The 16,331-nt window shown below is 60.7% G+C and carries 16 protein-coding genes and 2 pseudogenes; 16 read left to right on the top strand and 2 right to left on the bottom strand.

All coding sequences use genetic code 11. The features are described 5' to 3' along the window. Nucleotides 1-34: 34 nt before the first annotated feature. Entirely contained in the window at nt 35-262 is a 228-nt protein-coding gene (locus F8A10_RS16935; RefSeq protein ID WP_152367973.1) for a helix-turn-helix domain-containing protein, read from the bottom strand. A 97-nt stretch (nt 263-359) separates the two neighbouring features. Here F8A10_RS16935 and F8A10_RS16940 point away from each other — a divergent pair, with 97 nt between their 5' ends. From F8A10_RS16940 to F8A10_RS16990, 12 genes and pseudogenes are all read left to right on the top strand, one after another. Then, entirely contained in the window at nt 360-656 is a 297-nt protein-coding gene (locus tag F8A10_RS16940; RefSeq protein ID WP_227493468.1) for a zinc ribbon domain-containing protein, read from the top strand. Nucleotides 657-715: 59 nt separating this feature from the next. Beyond that, a complete protein-coding gene (locus tag F8A10_RS16945) occupies nt 716-952 on the top strand; it encodes a hypothetical protein (RefSeq protein ID WP_152367975.1) in 237 nt (78 codons plus the stop codon). Between the two features lie 6 nt (nt 953-958). Next, complete coding sequence (locus F8A10_RS21195) at nt 959-1,156, top strand: hypothetical protein (RefSeq protein WP_193668239.1); 198 nt, start codon at nt 959-961, stop codon at nt 1,154-1,156. Nucleotides 1,157-1,323: 167 nt separating this feature from the next. Next, complete coding sequence (locus F8A10_RS16950) at nt 1,324-1,554, top strand: helix-turn-helix domain-containing protein (protein ID WP_152367976.1); 231 nt, start codon at nt 1,324-1,326, stop codon at nt 1,552-1,554. A gap of 210 nt (nt 1,555-1,764) precedes the next feature. Beyond that, nucleotides 1,765-2,292, top strand: a complete 528-nt coding sequence (locus tag F8A10_RS16955; protein ID WP_152367977.1) for a hypothetical protein — start codon at nt 1,765-1,767, stop codon at nt 2,290-2,292. A 9-nt stretch (nt 2,293-2,301) separates the two neighbouring features. Then, complete coding sequence (locus F8A10_RS16960) at nt 2,302-4,434, top strand: DDE-type integrase/transposase/recombinase (RefSeq protein WP_152367978.1); 2,133 nt, start codon at nt 2,302-2,304, stop codon at nt 4,432-4,434. A gap of 37 nt (nt 4,435-4,471) precedes the next feature. Continuing rightward, complete coding sequence (locus F8A10_RS16965; protein WP_193668241.1) at nt 4,472-5,422, top strand: TniB family NTP-binding protein; 951 nt, start codon at nt 4,472-4,474, stop codon at nt 5,420-5,422. Between the two features lies 1 nt (nt 5,423). Then, nucleotides 5,424-6,905 carry a TniQ family protein gene (locus tag F8A10_RS16970; protein WP_152367979.1) on the top strand — a complete coding sequence of 494 codons (1,482 nt, stop codon included), beginning with the start codon at nt 5,424-5,426 and terminating at the stop codon, nt 6,903-6,905. A 164-nt stretch (nt 6,906-7,069) separates the two neighbouring features. Then, nucleotides 7,070-8,587, top strand: a complete 1,518-nt coding sequence (gene istA / locus F8A10_RS16975) for an IS21 family transposase (protein ID WP_011746807.1) — start codon at nt 7,070-7,072, stop codon at nt 8,585-8,587. Continuing rightward, nucleotides 8,584-9,120: pseudogene (locus F8A10_RS16980) on the top strand (ATP-binding protein); the annotation flags it as partial. The gene istA and the pseudogene F8A10_RS16980, both read left to right, overlap by 4 nt. Before the next feature lie 23 nt (nt 9,121-9,143). Further along, nucleotides 9,144-10,052 (top strand): annotated as a pseudogene (locus F8A10_RS16985) (recombinase family protein); the annotation flags it as partial. Between the two features lie 109 nt (nt 10,053-10,161). Beyond that, the gene (locus tag F8A10_RS16990; protein ID WP_011746810.1) at nt 10,162-11,160 is read left to right on the top strand and encodes an IS110 family RNA-guided transposase; all 999 of its coding nucleotides are present in this window, start codon (nt 10,162-10,164) and stop codon (nt 11,158-11,160) included. A 313-nt stretch (nt 11,161-11,473) separates the two neighbouring features. Here F8A10_RS16990 and F8A10_RS21200 read toward each other — a convergent pair whose 3' ends face one another. Continuing rightward, nucleotides 11,474-11,614, bottom strand: a complete 141-nt coding sequence (locus F8A10_RS21200) for a hypothetical protein (protein ID WP_157137423.1) — start codon at nt 11,612-11,614, stop codon at nt 11,474-11,476. Nucleotides 11,615-12,121: 507 nt separating this feature from the next. Between F8A10_RS21200 and F8A10_RS17000 the strand changes: the two genes are divergently transcribed. From F8A10_RS17000 to F8A10_RS17015, 4 genes are read left to right on the top strand one after another with little or no spacing between them, the layout of a single operon-like run. Continuing rightward, complete coding sequence (locus F8A10_RS17000; protein ID WP_152367981.1) at nt 12,122-13,207, top strand: ABC transporter ATP-binding protein; 1,086 nt, start codon at nt 12,122-12,124, stop codon at nt 13,205-13,207. 24 nt (nt 13,208-13,231) lie between these two features. Then, nucleotides 13,232-14,284 carry an ABC transporter substrate-binding protein gene (locus F8A10_RS17005; RefSeq protein ID WP_049792290.1) on the top strand — a complete coding sequence of 351 codons (1,053 nt, stop codon included), beginning with the start codon at nt 13,232-13,234 and terminating at the stop codon, nt 14,282-14,284. After that, on the top strand, nt 14,281-15,531 hold the full coding sequence (locus F8A10_RS17010; RefSeq protein ID WP_011746813.1) for an ABC transporter permease: 1,251 nt from the start codon (nt 14,281-14,283) through the stop codon (nt 15,529-15,531). The genes F8A10_RS17005 and F8A10_RS17010 overlap by 4 nt, the downstream gene beginning before the upstream one ends. Continuing rightward, nucleotides 15,528-16,313: an ABC transporter permease gene (locus tag F8A10_RS17015; RefSeq protein WP_011746814.1), complete on the top strand. Its 786-nt coding sequence runs from the start codon at nt 15,528-15,530 to the stop codon at nt 16,311-16,313. The genes F8A10_RS17010 and F8A10_RS17015 overlap by 4 nt, the downstream gene beginning before the upstream one ends. Nucleotides 16,314-16,331 lie beyond the last annotated feature (18 nt).

Raw genomic sequence — 16,331 nt, forward strand, 5'->3', positions numbered from 1 at the left:
GGCGCTGCCGCCGCAGTTGGAGATTCTGTTACAGTTACTCGGCCTTCAGCAGCATCCAGCTCTCTACCCCAAACCCTTGGGCGACTCGATACAGATTGTCAATGGAGATGTTCTGCTCCGACCGCTCCACCGCACTGAGGTAGGTCCGGTTCAACCCGCATTCGTGCGCTAGGTACTCCTGCGACCAGCCGCGTTCTGCCCGCAGCCTGCGCATGTTGCGCGCCACGATGTCTCGCAGAGGGCTCTTGGGAGTCGTCTTCATGCACAATGCTATTGTGCACCGACGCTTTTAACTCTACCTGTTTTAACATTCATTCGACATCACGGAGCCCGCCATGCCCCAACAATGTCCACATTGCATGACCGAGATTCACGCCGAAGCTTCCACCTGCCCCGCCTGCGGAGCGATCCGCGGCGTGTGGGGCCGCTCGGTCGAAAGCTGGCGCCGGGCATCGACCTTCATGCTCGGCGTGGCCGCCTTCTTCGTTCTTGCCGGCATTGGCTTCGGCATGCTGGTGGCGTCGGATTACTCGACGACCTGGTTCGACGGGTTGATCGCCTTTCTGTTCCTATCGCCCTTCGTGCTGTTCGCCGGCGGTGTCGGCCTGTTCCTGCGCTATGTGATCCCTCGGATGTCGGAGGGCTGGTACCGATGAGGGCCATGCGCCGATCAAGGTTTGCAACAAGATGAAACGCGCCTGCAGGAGGAACGACCATGACCGCCAAGCAGAAATCTGAGTTGGACACGGACGGTATCACCGATCAGCGGCGGATCGACAATTTGCGGAACATGTTGGCCCATTTGAGTAACTATCCGGCAGACGATGCAGAATGCATCCTGGAGCTCAAGCTTCCGCTGTCGATGCTGGCCATGATCATGAAGCGCAGTGCCGAAGCCCGGACTACGCCACAATCGCTTGTTCTGGACCTGCTCTCCGAGGCTGGGTATTGATGTCTCATGCCGGACCCCGCACACCCACATCCTGACGCTGCATCCATTCGAGACTGGGGACTGTACGGGCCGCGCGACCCGGCCATTGCGACGCTCGTCGAGCGCCTGGCTTACGAACGCCAGATGCGGCTGAACGAAATTGAGCAGCTGATCGTCGATGTCCTGACAACCGCACTTAATACAGAGCGCAAACCGTCAAGCTAAGCGTGCGACTGGGCTTCCCCGTTCTAACAAAAAACAATCTGTAAAAAATTAGATTAGTAAAATCAAAGCGCTAGATAATTTTTTAGCTGGGAAAATGATTCGTTCTCTGCCATAATCCGTTTGGGCTAGATGTGCTGGTCACTCACTGACACGGTATAGGTGCAGGGATGGACGATGAATTTTGCCACGAGATGATCCGGGCACGCTTGCGGCTGGCCGGAACCAGCTTCAGCGACATTGCTCGCGAACTGGGCAAAACTCCTGCCTCGGTAAGCCTTGTGTCGCAAGGGCATCGGCGGTCTCAGAGAATCCAGCGTGCGATAGCGGAAAAGCTTGATACCACCCCCGAAAATATCTGGCCTGATCGCTACGAACAGGAGGGCACCATGAAGAGCTAAAAGCGAAAGGCTCCGAAAGCGCCAACTTTCAGAGCCCTGCTTAAACTTACCGAATCTGGTCAACCCGGTAAGTCGAAGCATCCCAAACCTCGCACGCAAAGTCAATGACCGGCGCCATCCGTTTCGGTCGATGGCTGCGCTGTGCCTGCATCCGCCGTGATCGCCCGTTCCCGGGGCGGTCACCTGACAAACTATTGCCAGGGATGTGACATGAACCCCTTCTTTCGTTTTCCCGTGCTGGCACCCGCCAGCCGGACCATTCCGGCGCGCTCGAAAGCGAGCGCCCGCGTGCAGGTCGTCGATGTGCGATCATTCTTGCCCCAGCCCGTCATCAGCCGGCTCGAATCCGGGCTGGAAGCCCATTGCTGGGACCAGTTGATTGCGGATCCCGAGATTCGTGAAGTTCAGGCGCAGCCGCCCGCCATCCGGTACCGCGACGCACGGGGCAGGCCCGCCGTCCATCACTTCGATTTCCGCGCCCGCCTGACCGACGGCAATGCGATTGCCGTCGCCGTGCGCCCACTGGCCCGCGTCCGCAAATACCGCTTCGAGGACACGTTGAGGCTTATCGCCTCGCAACTGCCCAGATCCTTCGCGACACGAGTCTTGCTGTTCACGGACGCGGATATTCCCCGGCCGGAAATCGTGCCGCACGCCCCGACGACGCGCCTGATCGAGCGCGCCAGGGAACTCGGCGCCCCGATGATTCCAGCCTTTACCCATATGATCCTGGCCTGAGAGGACGCCATGAAACACAGCAATTTCAAGCTTCTCGATCTCGTTGTCCTTGATGGCGTGGAATATCGGCTTGCATCACATGAACCAGAAGGGATCGTGCTGATCGGAACAGCGCCACCACACCCTGCCCGCAGCATCAGCCATGGCGAGATGGAGGAACTGCTTCGCAGCCCAAGGTTCCGCTGCATTCCGCAGGGAGGCGCACGCACAACGGCCGAGCGCAACCTTGACGGACTCCCCGAATATTTTCGGGATCTTCCCGACAGCAAGCAGCAGACGGCACTGTGGCGATTGCTGTTCGCCGAGGAACTGCTGCGCTGCATCGAGGCCGGGATGGCCAAGCGCAACGAGGCCTCGGTCAACACCATTCTGCCAGCAATCATTGCGGCCGTAGAAAATAACATCCGCAAGCGCTTTCGCAAACGGTTCAAGCGCGCGGGGCGTATGGAAACCTCTCGAACGCCGCCCTGCGCCAAGACGCTGCTGATCTGGACACGAGCCTATGAAAGAAGCGGCTTCAGCATCATGGCCCTGGTGCCTCAAACGCATCGATGCGGGGGCAGACGCCAGATGCTGCCCGGAGAGCTTGCGGCATTCGATGCGCTGATCGCCGAATACGCCTCGCCGCTGCGCCCGACCATCGATCAGATCCACGAGCGCGCGACCAACCTTTACGCGGATTTCAACCGCGACCGTGCTGAGCGGGGGGTGCCCGAACTCCGGCCGCCATCCCGCTCTACCGTCTATCGCGCGATCCTGCGGATGGACCCTTACGAGACCTACCTGCAACGGTGGGGCGTCGATGCCGCCAACAAGAAATTCGCGATCATCGAATACGGCGCGCAGGTCCTGCGGCCCATGGAACGGGTCGAGATCGACGAGTGGGATGTCGACCTCATGACATGGGTTTCCAACGCCGGTCTTCTCGAGCGGCTGACGAAGCAGCAGATCGCCGCTCTCGAAGTGATCCGCCTTGTCATCTGCGTCGCCATCGACTGCGCCACGCGCTGCGTCGTCGGTCTCACCCTGTCCAGGTCGACCAGTGCCGAAGCGGCGATCCGCACGCTGGAAACGGTCACGATCGACAAGACGGCTCTCGCGGTCGGCCTTGGCTGCCGTCACGGCTGGCATCAGGGCGGGCGCCCCGAAACCGTCGCGGCCGACATGGGCTCGGCCTTCGTCAGCGATGATTTCAAGATCACCTGCGCCGGGTTGCTTGCCCGCCTGGTCAATCCACCCGGCGGTGTGGCCAAGCTCCGGTCTCGCATCGAACGCCTGTTCGGGACCTTTGCAACGCATTTCGTCAGCCGATTCCGGGGGCGGACATTCCCGAACCCCGAGCAGCGGGGCGATTACGATGCGGAGGTGGAAGCCTCGCTCACCGATCAGGATCTGCTGGCGGCGCTCGTGACCTATATCGTGGACGTCTATCACCAACGGGCCCATCGTGGGCTGCATGGTGAGTCCCCCGCAGAGTGCTGGGACCGACTGGTCACCAAATACGGCCTTCCGGCGCCGGTCGATGCGATGGATCGCCGGGCGATCTTCGGCATTGAGCTGGAACGCAGCATTTCCGGTCGGGGTGTGCGGGTGTTCGGCGCGGATTTCGCCTGCGACCAGTTGCGCGATGCCCGCAAGCACAGCCATCAGCACAAGGCCCGGCTGCGGTTCGATCCACTTGACCTTGGCTGGGTCGCGGTCGAGGTCGGCGGAATCTGGTATCCCGCCCATGACCTGTCCGGGGCGCTTTCGGGCGTTTCCTTCTACCAGTGGTCGGCCTTCGCCAGGACCGTCATGGATCACAACCGCGAACGCGCGGCAATCTCCGCCGAAATCTTCCATGACGGGCTGCGCCGGCTCGATCTGCTTTCCATCGAGGCGGCCAACGCCGCGCAGCTTGGGCGGATGACGTTCACCGCCGAGGAGATCGACAGGGCGGAACAGACACTCGGTCTTGGCCTGCACCTGCTGCCCGCTGCGTCGGTCGGTCAGGCCCAGGCCGGCTCGGATTGGCTGCAGGGCGGGTTTGAGGTCGGGGGCAGCGAGGCAGATGATGCTGAGGTGCCACCCGCACCGGAGGACCCTCCTGCGGATGACACCCCGCCATCGCGCAAGGGCTGGAGGTTCGAAGATGACGAATGAGCATCACACGGCGCCCGATCAGGTCGCGCGGATCGCCGTGTCCCTGCGCAAGCATTTCGTGGCCCATCCGGGCTACGAAACCGTGCGGCGGCTTTTCCGCGAGATCATGGACAAACGCCAGGCCGAACTGGATCTTGGACAGTCTGCCGAGGGACGCGGGATCGCGGTCATCGGGGAATCCGGCAGCGGCAAGACCACTGCCATCCAGCGGATCCTGCGCCGGATTGATGCTGCGGACGCCGAATCTGGCGAGTTCCGCTGGATCTCCATTCGGGTGCCGACGCCTGCCACCCAGAAAGACCTCGCACGCGCGATCCTGCATGCCCTGGCTTTCCAGATCCAGAGCAACACCACGGCGTCGCGCATGTGGGAGCTGGTCAATTTTCACCTGCACCTGCGGAAATGCTGGCTGATCCACCTCGATGAAGGCCAGGAATTGGGTGGCCGAGGCTCGGAGGTCGAGAAGGCGGGCGTGATCAATGCCCTGAAGAGCCTCATGCAGATCCCGGACTGGCCGACCAACCTGGTCGTCAGCGGGACACCGGAACTGCATGATCTGCTGACCCAGGATCCACAACTGTCCCGCCGCTTCTTCATCACCCGCTTTCTTCCGGTGACCGAGTTCGATGCCTGCGACGATGTTGCAGAACTGGTCGCCCGCTACGCCGGGCTTGCGGATCTGCCGCTGGCGCCGGATCTGGCGGATGTGGAGTTCGTGCCCCGGCTTCTCCATGCCGGGCGCGAACAGTTCGGAATCGTGGTCGAACTGATCATCGGCGCGATCACCCGCGCCCTGGCGGACGGACATCTGGCGTTGGGCATCAGGGATTTCGCACGGTTCTATACCGAACGCACCGGGGATGTCGCGGGGCGGAACCCATTCCTCGTGCCGGATTTCCGGAGCCTGAATACAGGGCGATCACCGCTTGAGCCCGATCCTCCGACGGGTTCGAAGGGGCGGTCGCGAAAACCAAGGGGGAGGCGGTAAGATGATCTTTCCCGCCCCGCATGCCCGTGAGACCATCGCCTCCTACGGATACCGCATTGCCCGGCTGTCCGGGCTGTCATCCTTGCCAGAGCTGGTCCACCTCTTCGATCTGGACCTTCGAGCCCTGCTGATGGGCGACAGGCACAGCGTCGAAAACCTTGCCAGATATACGGGCTGCGATCCGCAGGCGCTTGTTCGTGGCGCCCTGGACGCCAGCAATCCGCGGCGTCTGCAACTCGGTGCCGACCCCCGCAACAAGGTTCAGTGCGCCCCGGATCGGTATCGGTTCTGCCCGGCCTGTCTGGGGGGATTGGCCGATGGTGATCTTCGCTCTGCCTGCCTGGGCCGGACGGATTGGCTGATCGACGCGAACCATGTCTGCGCCGAGCACGGTCTCCGTCTCATGACGGTCCTGCCCCGCAAGGCGGCACGGATGCAGCAGGACCTGTCGCCTCTGATTCCAAAGCTGGTCGCAGCTCGGGCGGCGCCCTGGCAACCAGGTCGACCGACCGCGCTGGAGCACTATATCACTGAGAGGTTGGACGGTGTGCACTCCAGGCGCTGGATCGACGATGTTCAGCTCGATGTCGCCATCCATACCGCCGAGGTCTTCGGTGCCATGGCCATGCGCGGTCCCCAAGGCGACTGGAAAGGCATATCTGCCGATGAGCGTCGCGAGCATGGGGATCTCGGGGCCGAGGTGCTGATCGAAGGACCGGCGGCGATCAAGGATTTCCTGCGCACGCATATCGGTCATGGCCGGCGGGGCAACGATTACCACAACGCCTTTGGCCGTGCGTTCAACGAGTTCTATTTCCGAAAGGATCAGCCCGCTTACAGGCCCATCTGTGCGGTGCTGGCAGCATATGTTGGGGAAACCTTCCGTTTCACGGGTCAGGAGAAGGTTTTCGGCATCCGCACACGCGGGGTCGAGCCCAAGACCCTGCGTTCGCTCTGCAACCGTCACGGAATCGGGCTGAAGATCACCGTGCAGGTGCTGAAGGCCCAATACGGCCTCAGGGTCGGGATCGGGGCCAGTTCCGAGGTCGATCCCGACCTGATCGCCGATCTTGCACCAAAGCTGAAGGACCTGCTCAACGCCCAGGATGCCGCGCGCCATCTTGGCGTCAGCGTCGATGTGGTGCGGGGGCTGATCGGCGACGGGCTGCTGGTCCCCGATTACCGCTTCAACGACAGGATGGTCGGGTTTTCGGCAGCGACGCTCGAATCCTTTCTCGATGACTGGTGCAGCGCAGGCAAGTCGCCATCAGGTGGACAGGCAATTCGCACCCCCATCCAGACCGTCGCTCGTGCGAACAGGGTCAAGGTTTCGCGGCTGCTGATCGCGGCTCGGGCCGTTGGGGGTGCGCTGTATCGTGACCGGCGGAAGCGGGGACTGACCGGGGTTACTGTCAGTCATTCTTGCATGGCGGCACTGGTTGAGCAGGCTAAAACCGATGCCAGCAAGGTTGGGCTCGGCTGACGTGCCGCGCGACAAACAGGATGAGACGGATCGGCGGGAGCGCGGCGGAGGGAGGGCGTAGCCCGACCGGAGGCGCGCTCCCGCCGATCTGCCCGATTTCCCGGGGTCTGTGATCGCGGTCGGCTCGCTACGTTGGTGGTTTTCAGGACTGGAGAACCACCTTTGTGCCGGGTCGCCATGTAACCGATCATCAGACGAGGCTTTTCATGAAGCTGAGACAAGACCATCCCATTGAGACCGCCGCCGCGAAGGCGGGGCTGAGCCGGTCGACGGGCTATCGGATCGTAAACGACCCGCGCCTGCCGTCGCAGAAGAAGGGAGCCCGCGGTCGCCGCCGCCCCGACCCGCTGGAGCATATTTTCGAGGCCGAGGTGGTGCCGATGTTGCAGTCGGCCCCCGGGTTGCGGCCGGTTGCCATTTACGAGGAGATGCTGCGCCGCCATCCCGAACTTCAACCGGGCATTCGCCGCACGCTGGAGCGCCGGATCCGGGCCTGGCGAGCTCTCCACGGCGAGGATCGGGAGGTCATGTTCCGACAGGTCCACGAACCTGGGCGGCTCGGCCTGTCGGACTTCACCGACATGGGCGCACTCGGCGTGACGATCACCGGGCAGCTGCTCGATCACCTGCTTTACCATTTCCGGCTGCCGTGGTCGGGGTTCGAACATGCCCATGTCATCCTGGGCGGCGAGAGCTTCGTGGCTTTGGCCGAGGGGTTGCAGAACGCGCTGTGGTCGGCGGGCGGCGCCCCCGCCTGTCACCGCACCGACAGCCTTTCGGCCGCGTTCCGCAACCTTGACGCCGATGCCCGGACGGACCTGACCACGCGCTACGAAGCGCTGTGCACCCAGTACCGCATGGTGCCGACGCGCAACAACAAGGGCGTGGCACATGAGAACGGGGCGATCGAAAGCGCCCATGGCCATCTCAAGGCCGCTGTCCGGGACGCACTGCTGATGCGCGGCAGCGCCGACTTCGATCACCTGGATCACTATCGCGCCTTCATCGACGAGATTGTCGGGCGCAGGAATGCGGCCAGAGGTAAGGGGATCGCGGCCGAGCGTGCCCATCTGCAGGTGCTTCCGACACGGCGCACCACCGACTTCGAGGAGGTGATCGTCACGGTGACCGGCACCGGCGGCTTCACCCTGCGCAAGGTGTTCTACACCGTGCCCTCGCGCCTGATCGGGCATCGGCTGCGGGTGCGCTTGTTCGATGACCGGCTGGAAGTCTTCACCGGCGGAACGCATCTTCTGACCCTGCCGCGCGGGCGTGCGCAGGCCAATGGCAAGCACGATCAGGTGGTGAACTATCATCACGTCATCCATTCCCTGCGCAAGAAGCCGATGGCTCTGGCGGGCCTGGTCTATCGCGACAAGCTCTTCCCTCGACCGGAATATCGCCGGGCCTGGGAGGCGCTCAATGAGGCGTTGCCCGCCCGGCAGGCCTGCAGGATCACTGTCGAGCTTCTGGCCCTGGCCCATGATCGCGGCTGCGAGGCCGAACTGGCCGCCGAGATCGGCCGCGTCCTGCAAGACGGTGGTTTGCCCGACCTGTCCATCCTGCGCGCACGGTTCTCGCCCGATCCCGAACAGCTGCCGGTCATCACGGTGACCTCGCCCCGGCTCAGCAGCTACGAGGCGCTGATCCGTGCCCCGGAGTTGGCGGAGGCCCGCGCATGAAACCTGCATCCCACACCGTCGACGGCGCGCGCCTCGGCATCATGCTCAACGAGTTGAGGCTGCCGACGATCAAGACCCTCTGGCCCCGCTTCGCCGAACAGGCGGATCGGGAGGGCTGGCCTGCCGCCCGCTTCCTTGCCGCGATCGCCGAGCATGAACTGGCCGAGCGTGCGCATCGCAGGATCGCGCGACATCTGGCCGAGGCCCATCTGCCGCCCGGAAAGACCCTCGACAGCTTCGCCTTCGAAGCCGTGCCCATGATCTCGAAGGCCCAGGTCTCCGCCATGGCCGCAGGCGACAGCTGGCTGGCCAAGGGCGCCAATGTGCTCATGTTCGGTCCGCCCGGCGGCGGCAAGAGCCACCTCGCGGCTGCGATCGGCCTGGCGCTCATCGAGAACGGCTGGCGCGTCCTCTTCACAAGGACCACCGACCTCGTCCAGAAGCTGCAGGTTGCCCGCAGGGAACTGCAGCTCGAGGCCGCCATCGCGAAGCTCGACAAGTTCGACCTGCTGATCCTCGACGACCTCGCCTATGCTCATCCTGTTTGTCGCGCGGCAGCCGCGAGCTCTCGGTAAAGGTCTTCGCGGGCCAGTGTCGCCTGGTCGAACTCGGTTTTCGCCAGGGCGGCGCGCCCGGATACGGGTTGCGCCGGGTGCTGATCGACGAACACGGAAACCCCAAGGGCGAACTGTCCCGCGGCGAGCAGAAGAGCCTTCAGACCGACAGGGTCATTCTCGTTCCCGGCCCCGAGGACGAACAGGACGTCGTCCGGCGCATGTATCGCATGTTCGTCGAGGACGGCCGATCCGAGCGCGAGATCGCGGATGCCCTGAACGCCGACGGACTGCGCACCGATCTCGACCGGCCATGGACGCGGGCGACGGTCCATCAGGTGCTGACCAACGGGAAATACATCGGCAACAACGTCTTCAACAAGATTTCCTTCAAGCTGAAGCAGCGCCGGGTGGTGAACCCGCGCGAGATGTGGATCCGCGCCGAGGGCGCCTATCCGGCCATCGTCGATGAGGCACTGTTCCTGCGCGCCCGGGAAATCGTCGATGCGCGCAGCCGTCATCTTTCCGACCAGGACCTGCTGGACGCACTTCGGGCACTGCTTGCGAGCAAGGGCTTCCTTTCCGGGTTGGTCATCGACGAGCACGAGGACGCGCCGTCATCGAGCGCGTTCCGATCCCGGTTCGGCAGCCTGCTGCGCGCCTATGAGATGGTCGGCTATCAGCCCGACCGGGACTACCGATACATCAAGATCAACCGCAAGCTCCGCGAGGCACATCCGCAGATCGTGGCGGGTGTCATCGCTGGGATCGAGAACGCCGGTGGCAGCGCCGTTCAGGATCCCCGGACCGAGATTCTGACCGTCAACGGCGAATTCACGGTATCGGTCGTGCTGTCGCGATGCTTCGAGACCGCTGCAGGCTCGCTGCGCTGGCGCATCCGCCTCGACACGCTTCACGGTGAACTGATGCGGTGGATGCCCCCACCCGACGGCATCTTGTGTGCCATGATGGTTTGATTGGAACCGAGCGGAGGGCGCAATTGTGACGACGAAGATCAGCATGCTGGCGATTGACCTGGCGAAGGGCAGCTTTCAGGTCTGTGCGGTCGCAGCGGATGGGGCGGTTCTATACAACCGCGTGATGTCACGGACCAGATTGGCAGCGCTATTGGCGGAGCAACCAGCCTGCGTAGTGGCCATGGAGGCCTGCGCCACGTCGCATCACTGGGGCCGCATGGCGCAATCCCACGGTCACGAAGTGCGTCTGGTCCCTGCTGTGTATGTGAAGCCGTTCGTAAAGCGCCAAAAGAATGACCGGGCGGATGCTGAGGCCATCGCGGAGGCAGCCCTCCGCCCGACCATGCGGTTCGTGGCGGTCAAGAGTGCCGACACACAGGGTCGCGCAGTGGCGTTTCGGACCCATCAATGCCTGGTCCGGCAACGCACGCAACTCATCAACGCCCTCCGCGGGCATCTGGCCGAGTTCGGACTGGTGGCGCCGAAGGGGCCTGCGAGCCTGAAGGTCCTAGAGAACGCGCTGGCAGATCCAGCCAGCGATGTGCCAGGCCCTGTCCGGGAGATGGGCGCGATCTACGTCGAGCAGATCGCGAGGCTGACAGAGGTGATCGGACGACTGGCGGAGGAACTCGAGGCCGCATCGAGGACAGATACGCAGCTCCGTCGGTTGTGCACCATCCCCAGGATCGGACCAGTTACTGCCGGCGCCGTCGCGGCATTCGCACCGGATCTCGACACGTTCGACAGCGGGCGCAATTTTGCCGCCTGGCTCGGCCTGGTGCCGCGCCAGAGATCAACGGGCGGCAAAACCAGATTGGGCTCTGTCAGCAAGATGGGGCAGACCGATATCCGCCGCCTGCTGATCGTCGGCGCCATGAGTGTGATCCGCTGGGTCGTCCGCAAGGGGGGCAGCGCGAACCGTTGGCTGGCCGCGCTCGTGATGCGCAAGCCGAAGATGGTCGCGGCAGTCGCGCTGGCAAACAAGATGGCCCGGATGATTTGGGCGCTGACGACAAAAGAACAGGATTACAGAATGGCGTGACCCAAGCCCGGAAAGGGTGACGGCACGGCATGGCCGCAAGGCCGGGGTGAGCGATCGACGAGGAGTAGGCGACACGGACTTCGAAGTTCAAGGCGGGGAAATTCAGTCCCGGGGCTCGAGCGCATGCAGCTCTATGAACCGATGTGAACCCAGCCTTCCGAACAGCATACCGGCCCGTGGTGTCATCCAAGGCCACGCTGAGAGGCCTGACACACGTCCGATCGAAGACCCCGCCGAAAGATCAAAGATTTAGCTTGCCAAACCGGGGGCATCCACACACGCCCCGGGTTTTCCGGAGGCGATTTGGTTTGAGTCACGCCGCCGTGGGTAGTTCTTCCAGCATGGCGTAGTAGCGTTCCTCGGCTTCGACCGGCGGGATGTTGCCGATGGGCTCGAGCAGCCGGCGGTTGTTGAACCAGTCGAACCACCGGCACTCGTTGGCCGAATCCCGCAACCGCCGGCGCAGCTCCGTGTCCCGAGCCGCTGTGCCTGATAACGGACCGCTAGCACCAAAGTCAGGAATCGTGCAAGCAAAAGTGCCGGTCGGGGCAGGACAACCCAAAGGGGTACATCACGCTTGACGGTGGGCGCGGCCTCCGCGTCATGGCAGGATCGAACCAGATCGTCAGCGAGCCGCGGCCCTTGAACGCTTCATTGCAGGTTGCTCAGTTGTTGGGCTCGTAGGTCGGGGTATCTGTCTGCTCATGTCACCCATTTATCAAACTGAATTCACAAGATAAATCCAATCCGTCGATTTGTGCAGCGGAGCCCCAAGACCTGACGAACGCATCGCCATGCACGCTCATAGAAGGAAGAAAAGATTCTGAAATTTCAGTATTGATTCGAGTCTGGATTTGTAATAGTGAAATATCAGAACAGGTGAAGGTTCGTGTGCTCTGGGGAGGGAGTCCATGAAATCGCAATTCGGTTCCTATTCTCCGTCTGATTGCCGGCTTTTCCCATGAGCCGACAGCCGTTCATTTCTTTCAACTCCGTCAGCAAGAGCTATGACCATGGTCGATGGGTGGTTGAGGATCTTTGCCTTGACGTCAGGGAAGGCGAGTTTTTGACGCTCTTGGGCCCGTCCGGGTCAGGAAAAAGCACCACGCTCATGATGCTCGCCGGGTTTGAGCAGCCAACCACGGGAGATATCTTGCGGCGCGGCCGATCACTTCATTCGATCGCGCCACACAAACGTAACATCGGGATCGTGTTTCAAGACTATGCGCTTTTTCCGCATATGAAAATTGGCGGCAATATCGGCTATCCGTTGAGGATGCGCGGTCTTCGGGGCGCTGATGTTGCACGAAAGGTAGAAAAAGCCCTGGACATGGTTGATATGTCAAATCTTTCGTCACGCTATCCCCATCAATTATCAGGAGGGCAACGCCAGCGTGTGGCTTTAGCACGGGCTTTGGTATTTGATCCTGATCTTGTTCTCCTGGACGAACCTCTCGGCGCGCTTGACAATCAGTTGCGCATTCGCATGCAGGCAGAGATCAAGCAGCTTCACGCAGCAACCGGCGTAACTTTCGTAGCTGTCACGCACGACCAGAACGAGGCGCTTTCGATGTCTGATCGTATCGCCATTTTCAATAACGGACGCGTCCAACAGATCGATGAACCTCGCAAGATATACGATCAGCCTGCCACAGCTTTCGTGGCACAGTTTATTGGAGATAGCAACATTCTACCAGCACAGCTTGTAGATCACGGCGCTGGTCAGGTGAGGGTGACAGTTGCGGGCATGGGGACATTACTCGCAACCAAACAAACGCTTACACCGGAAGGCGACAATATGGCAGTCGCTATTCGACAGGAGAGGATCGTCATCAGCCCTGCAGCCGCGAATTGCGACAATCGCTTCAGTGGTCAGGTCTCCGAACTTGCCTTTCTGGGTGATCAGATCCGCGTCCAGATCCACATTGGTGATCATCGCATCAATGTGCGTCGACCTATCTCGGAATTTGTCGAGATCCCGACCGAAGGTGATTGGTTCGAGGTTGGCTGGTCCCCGACCGATTGCTGGGCGCTTCCAGAGACCTGAAGTTAGTATGCATTGGGAACAGCAATGGAAAAGCACGAGTTCTACGCAGCCATGGTCCTCGCTTCGATCACTGCTACGATCTGTGGACCGTACCAATCTCTTGCGGACCAGATAACAATCGCGTCCTGGGGTGGGAATGTTACCGACGCCAATCGTGCGGCCTATTGGGAGCCATTTACGACCGAGAGTGGAATTGCAGTCGTCGACGATGTTTTCAACGGCGAGATAGCCAAGCTACGCGTTCAGGTGGAAACCGGATCGATCCAGTGGGATATCGCCGAGGTGGAGGACGCCGAGGCTATAGTCGGTTGCGATGAAGGTCTATACGAATTTCTAGTTATAGATACCCTTCCGATAGACGACATGCTGCCTGGAACAGTCACTGATTGCGGCATTGCTTCGCTAAGCGCGGCAAGCGTTTTGACTTATAACGGTACAAAGTTTGAAGAGGGTCCGAAAACTTGGACTGACTTCTTCAACCTGAACGCTTTTCCTGGCAAACGTGGGTTGCGAAAGTCGCCGACATACACGCTTGAGTTTGCGTTGCTTGCCGATGGTGTACCCCGCGAAGAAATTTATGAAGTGCTTGCGACGCCAGAAGGACAAGACCGAGCATTCGCCATGCTTGACCGGATCAAGGACGAGATCGTCTGGTATAGTTCTGGAACTCAGCAAATTCAGGGCTTTATCTCAGGTGAATACGACATCGGCGTCGGATTCAATGCAAGGGTGGCCGATGCCAATCGCGAACAGAGGGTTGATCTGCGCATGTCATGGAATGCGGGTTATATCGTCGGTCACAATTTTTGGGTCGTTTTGGCCGGATCTTCAAGGATCGAAGAAGTACGGAAATTCCTTGAGTTTGTGACCAGGCCGGACCGGCAGGCGGCTTTCATGGAGTATATCGATTACGGGTCGTCCAACCGGGAATCCTATAAGTTACTTCCGGAAGACCGAAAGACCTACCTACCAGGTGCAGGCGATCATGCCGAATACCAGATCAGTTATGATGCCCAGTTCTGGAGTAATCATCTTGACCAATTGACGGAACGGTTCAATCGGTGGATCGGCGAATGATCGAAGCAGCAGCCAAGTACGCGCACTCGGCAACATGGTGGCAACGTACAAAGCTGTTTGGTGATCGGTCGAACCGCGCGGCGTGGCTGCTGCTCTTGCCGTCGATGGTGCTGGTCGCGCTGGCATTTCTGATGCCGCTGGGAGGTTTTCTCTGGCGTGCGGTCGATAATTCGGCGTTGTCCAGAAAACTGCCCGCGACCATCGAGGCCGTTCAGATGTGGGATCATCGAACGGAACCAACGGAGACACTTGCCGCCGCAATGATGAGTGATCTTGCAACACAGGCCGAGCAGCGCGGTGGAATGGCAGCGGTTGCGCGAGAATTGAACGATCTGCTCCCAAGCTTTCGGAACGTGATAATGCGGACGGGACGCGCCCTTACGCAACCGCCTCAGACCGTCTCGGCGATGGAATGGCTAGGAGCCGTGGACCAACAATGGCGGGAGCCGGATGTTTGGATCGCCGTGAAGTCCAATGATGGATATCTGACCGACCGCTATCTTCTGACGACATTAGGGTTAGAGCGGTCGATCGATAAGGGGTTGACTCGCGCGTCCGTTGACAAGCGCATCTATGCTGATGTGCTTGTCCGAACCCTTTGGATGAGCTTTGTCGTCACCGCGGCCACTCTTCTGCTCGCCTATCCGCTGGCCTATGCACTCGCCCATGCGCCGAGCAGATGGAGAGGGTTAGTCCTCTGCGCTATAATGCTACCTTTTTTGACTTCGCTCTTGGTCAGGACTCTCGCGTGGGTCATCATCTTACAGAAACACGGAGTATTGAACCAGCTGCTGATTGGCACCGGAATAGCAGAGCGGCCGCTTTCTTTGCTCTATACACGAGGTGCCGTCTATTTAGGGATGATACATATCCTGTTACCGTTCATGGTCCTGCCGATCAGAAATTCTATGCAACGTATCCCACCATCTCATATGAAAGCTGCTTTGTCGCTTGGCGCAACACCGCTGCGCGCCTTTCTGAATGTTTATCTGCCCGCGACCCTTCCTGGAATCGGTGCCGGCGTCCTAATCGTCGGTGTACTCACGCTTGGCTTCTATATCACACCCGAGTTTCTGGGGGGATCCAAGGACCAGATGGTCAGCTATTTCGTCTCATTCTTCACCAACCGAAGTGTCAACTGGGGCATGGCATCGGCAATGGGGATATGGCTATTGGTCTTGGCGGTCGCGCTTGTAGGCACACTACGCTGGCTGACGCAGCACTTTAACCCGGAGCGTCAGGGATGAGAGTTTCTGGTCTTTCTTCGATTGTTCTGGCGGCTCTGTGCATCCTTCTGATCGGTTTCCTGCTCGCTCCTCTGGCAATCATTCTGGTTTTGTCCTTCACCGCAGACACCTATTTCGTCTTTCCGCCTTCCGGCTGGTCGCTGAAATGGTATGCTGAAGTGATGGCCAGCGCGGAATGGCGCAGATCTTTCGTCAATTCGATGCTTATCGCAACTGCGACCGCTCTGTTGGCGACGGTGTTTGGCACAATGGCGGCGTTGGGACTGTGGAAGCTACGATCACCGCTCAAGGGTGTAATCTACGCCACGCTTCTGGCACCCTCGATGGTGCCGATCGTCATCACTGCGGTCGCGCTGTTCGCAGCCTTCAGCAGGGTCGGTCTCGTGAATACTTACAGCGGGATAATCATTGGCCACACTCTGCTGGCGTTGCCCTTCGTTATCCTGTCGGTTGGTGCAGCCCTGCAATCCTATAATCCTAATCTCGGCCGTGCCGCAGCAAGCTTGGGAGGTTCGCCGTTGCGGGTGTTCCTAGGCGTCATGATGCCCGTTATCGCGCCGGGATTGATCACGGGGGCGCTGCTTGCTTTCTCGACATCTTTCGATGAGGTCGTTCTGGCGTTGTTTCTCGCGTCGCCGGGACAAAGGACCGTTCCGCGCCAGATCTATGCGGGAATCGGGGAAAGTATCACACCTGCTGTTGCCGCTGCCGCCGCACTGGTGATCCTGATGGCGACGATCCTTATGCTTCTGATTGTTTATCGAAGCCGAACCAGGACATGACGCAAGCGGCCTTCCCGC

It is taken from the genome of Paracoccus kondratievae, from assembly GCF_009301415.1.
GTDB classification, from domain to species: Bacteria; Pseudomonadota; Alphaproteobacteria; order Rhodobacterales; family Rhodobacteraceae; genus Paracoccus; species Paracoccus kondratievae.

Excerpts from the sequence above, each read along its gene's own strand:
- F8A10_RS16955 (WP_152367977.1), top strand. The coding sequence starts at position 1,765 with ATGAACCCCTTCTTTCGTTTTCCCGTGCTGGCACCCGCCAGCCGGACC.
- F8A10_RS16970 (WP_152367979.1), top strand. The coding sequence starts at position 5,424 with ATGATCTTTCCCGCCCCGCATGCCCGTGAGACCATCGCCTCCTACGGA.
- F8A10_RS17015 (WP_011746814.1), top strand. The coding sequence starts at position 15,528 with ATGAGAGTTTCTGGTCTTTCTTCGATTGTTCTGGCGGCTCTGTGCATC.
- F8A10_RS17000 (WP_152367981.1), top strand. The coding sequence starts at position 12,122 with ATGAGCCGACAGCCGTTCATTTCTTTCAACTCCGTCAGCAAGAGCTAT.
- F8A10_RS16935 (WP_152367973.1), bottom strand. The coding sequence starts at position 262 with ATGAAGACGACTCCCAAGAGCCCTCTGCGAGACATCGTGGCGCGCAAC.
- F8A10_RS16950 (WP_152367976.1), top strand. The coding sequence starts at position 1,324 with ATGGACGATGAATTTTGCCACGAGATGATCCGGGCACGCTTGCGGCTG.
- F8A10_RS16945 (WP_152367975.1), top strand. The coding sequence starts at position 716 with ATGACCGCCAAGCAGAAATCTGAGTTGGACACGGACGGTATCACCGAT.
- F8A10_RS21195 (WP_193668239.1), top strand. The coding sequence starts at position 959 with ATGCCGGACCCCGCACACCCACATCCTGACGCTGCATCCATTCGAGAC.
- F8A10_RS16990 (WP_011746810.1), top strand. The coding sequence starts at position 10,162 with ATGCTGGCGATTGACCTGGCGAAGGGCAGCTTTCAGGTCTGTGCGGTC.
- F8A10_RS17005 (WP_049792290.1), top strand. The coding sequence starts at position 13,232 with ATGGAAAAGCACGAGTTCTACGCAGCCATGGTCCTCGCTTCGATCACT.
- F8A10_RS16940 (WP_227493468.1), top strand. The coding sequence starts at position 360 with ATGACCGAGATTCACGCCGAAGCTTCCACCTGCCCCGCCTGCGGAGCG.
- F8A10_RS17010 (WP_011746813.1), top strand. The coding sequence starts at position 14,281 with ATGATCGAAGCAGCAGCCAAGTACGCGCACTCGGCAACATGGTGGCAA.
- F8A10_RS16960 (WP_152367978.1), top strand. The coding sequence starts at position 2,302 with ATGAAACACAGCAATTTCAAGCTTCTCGATCTCGTTGTCCTTGATGGC.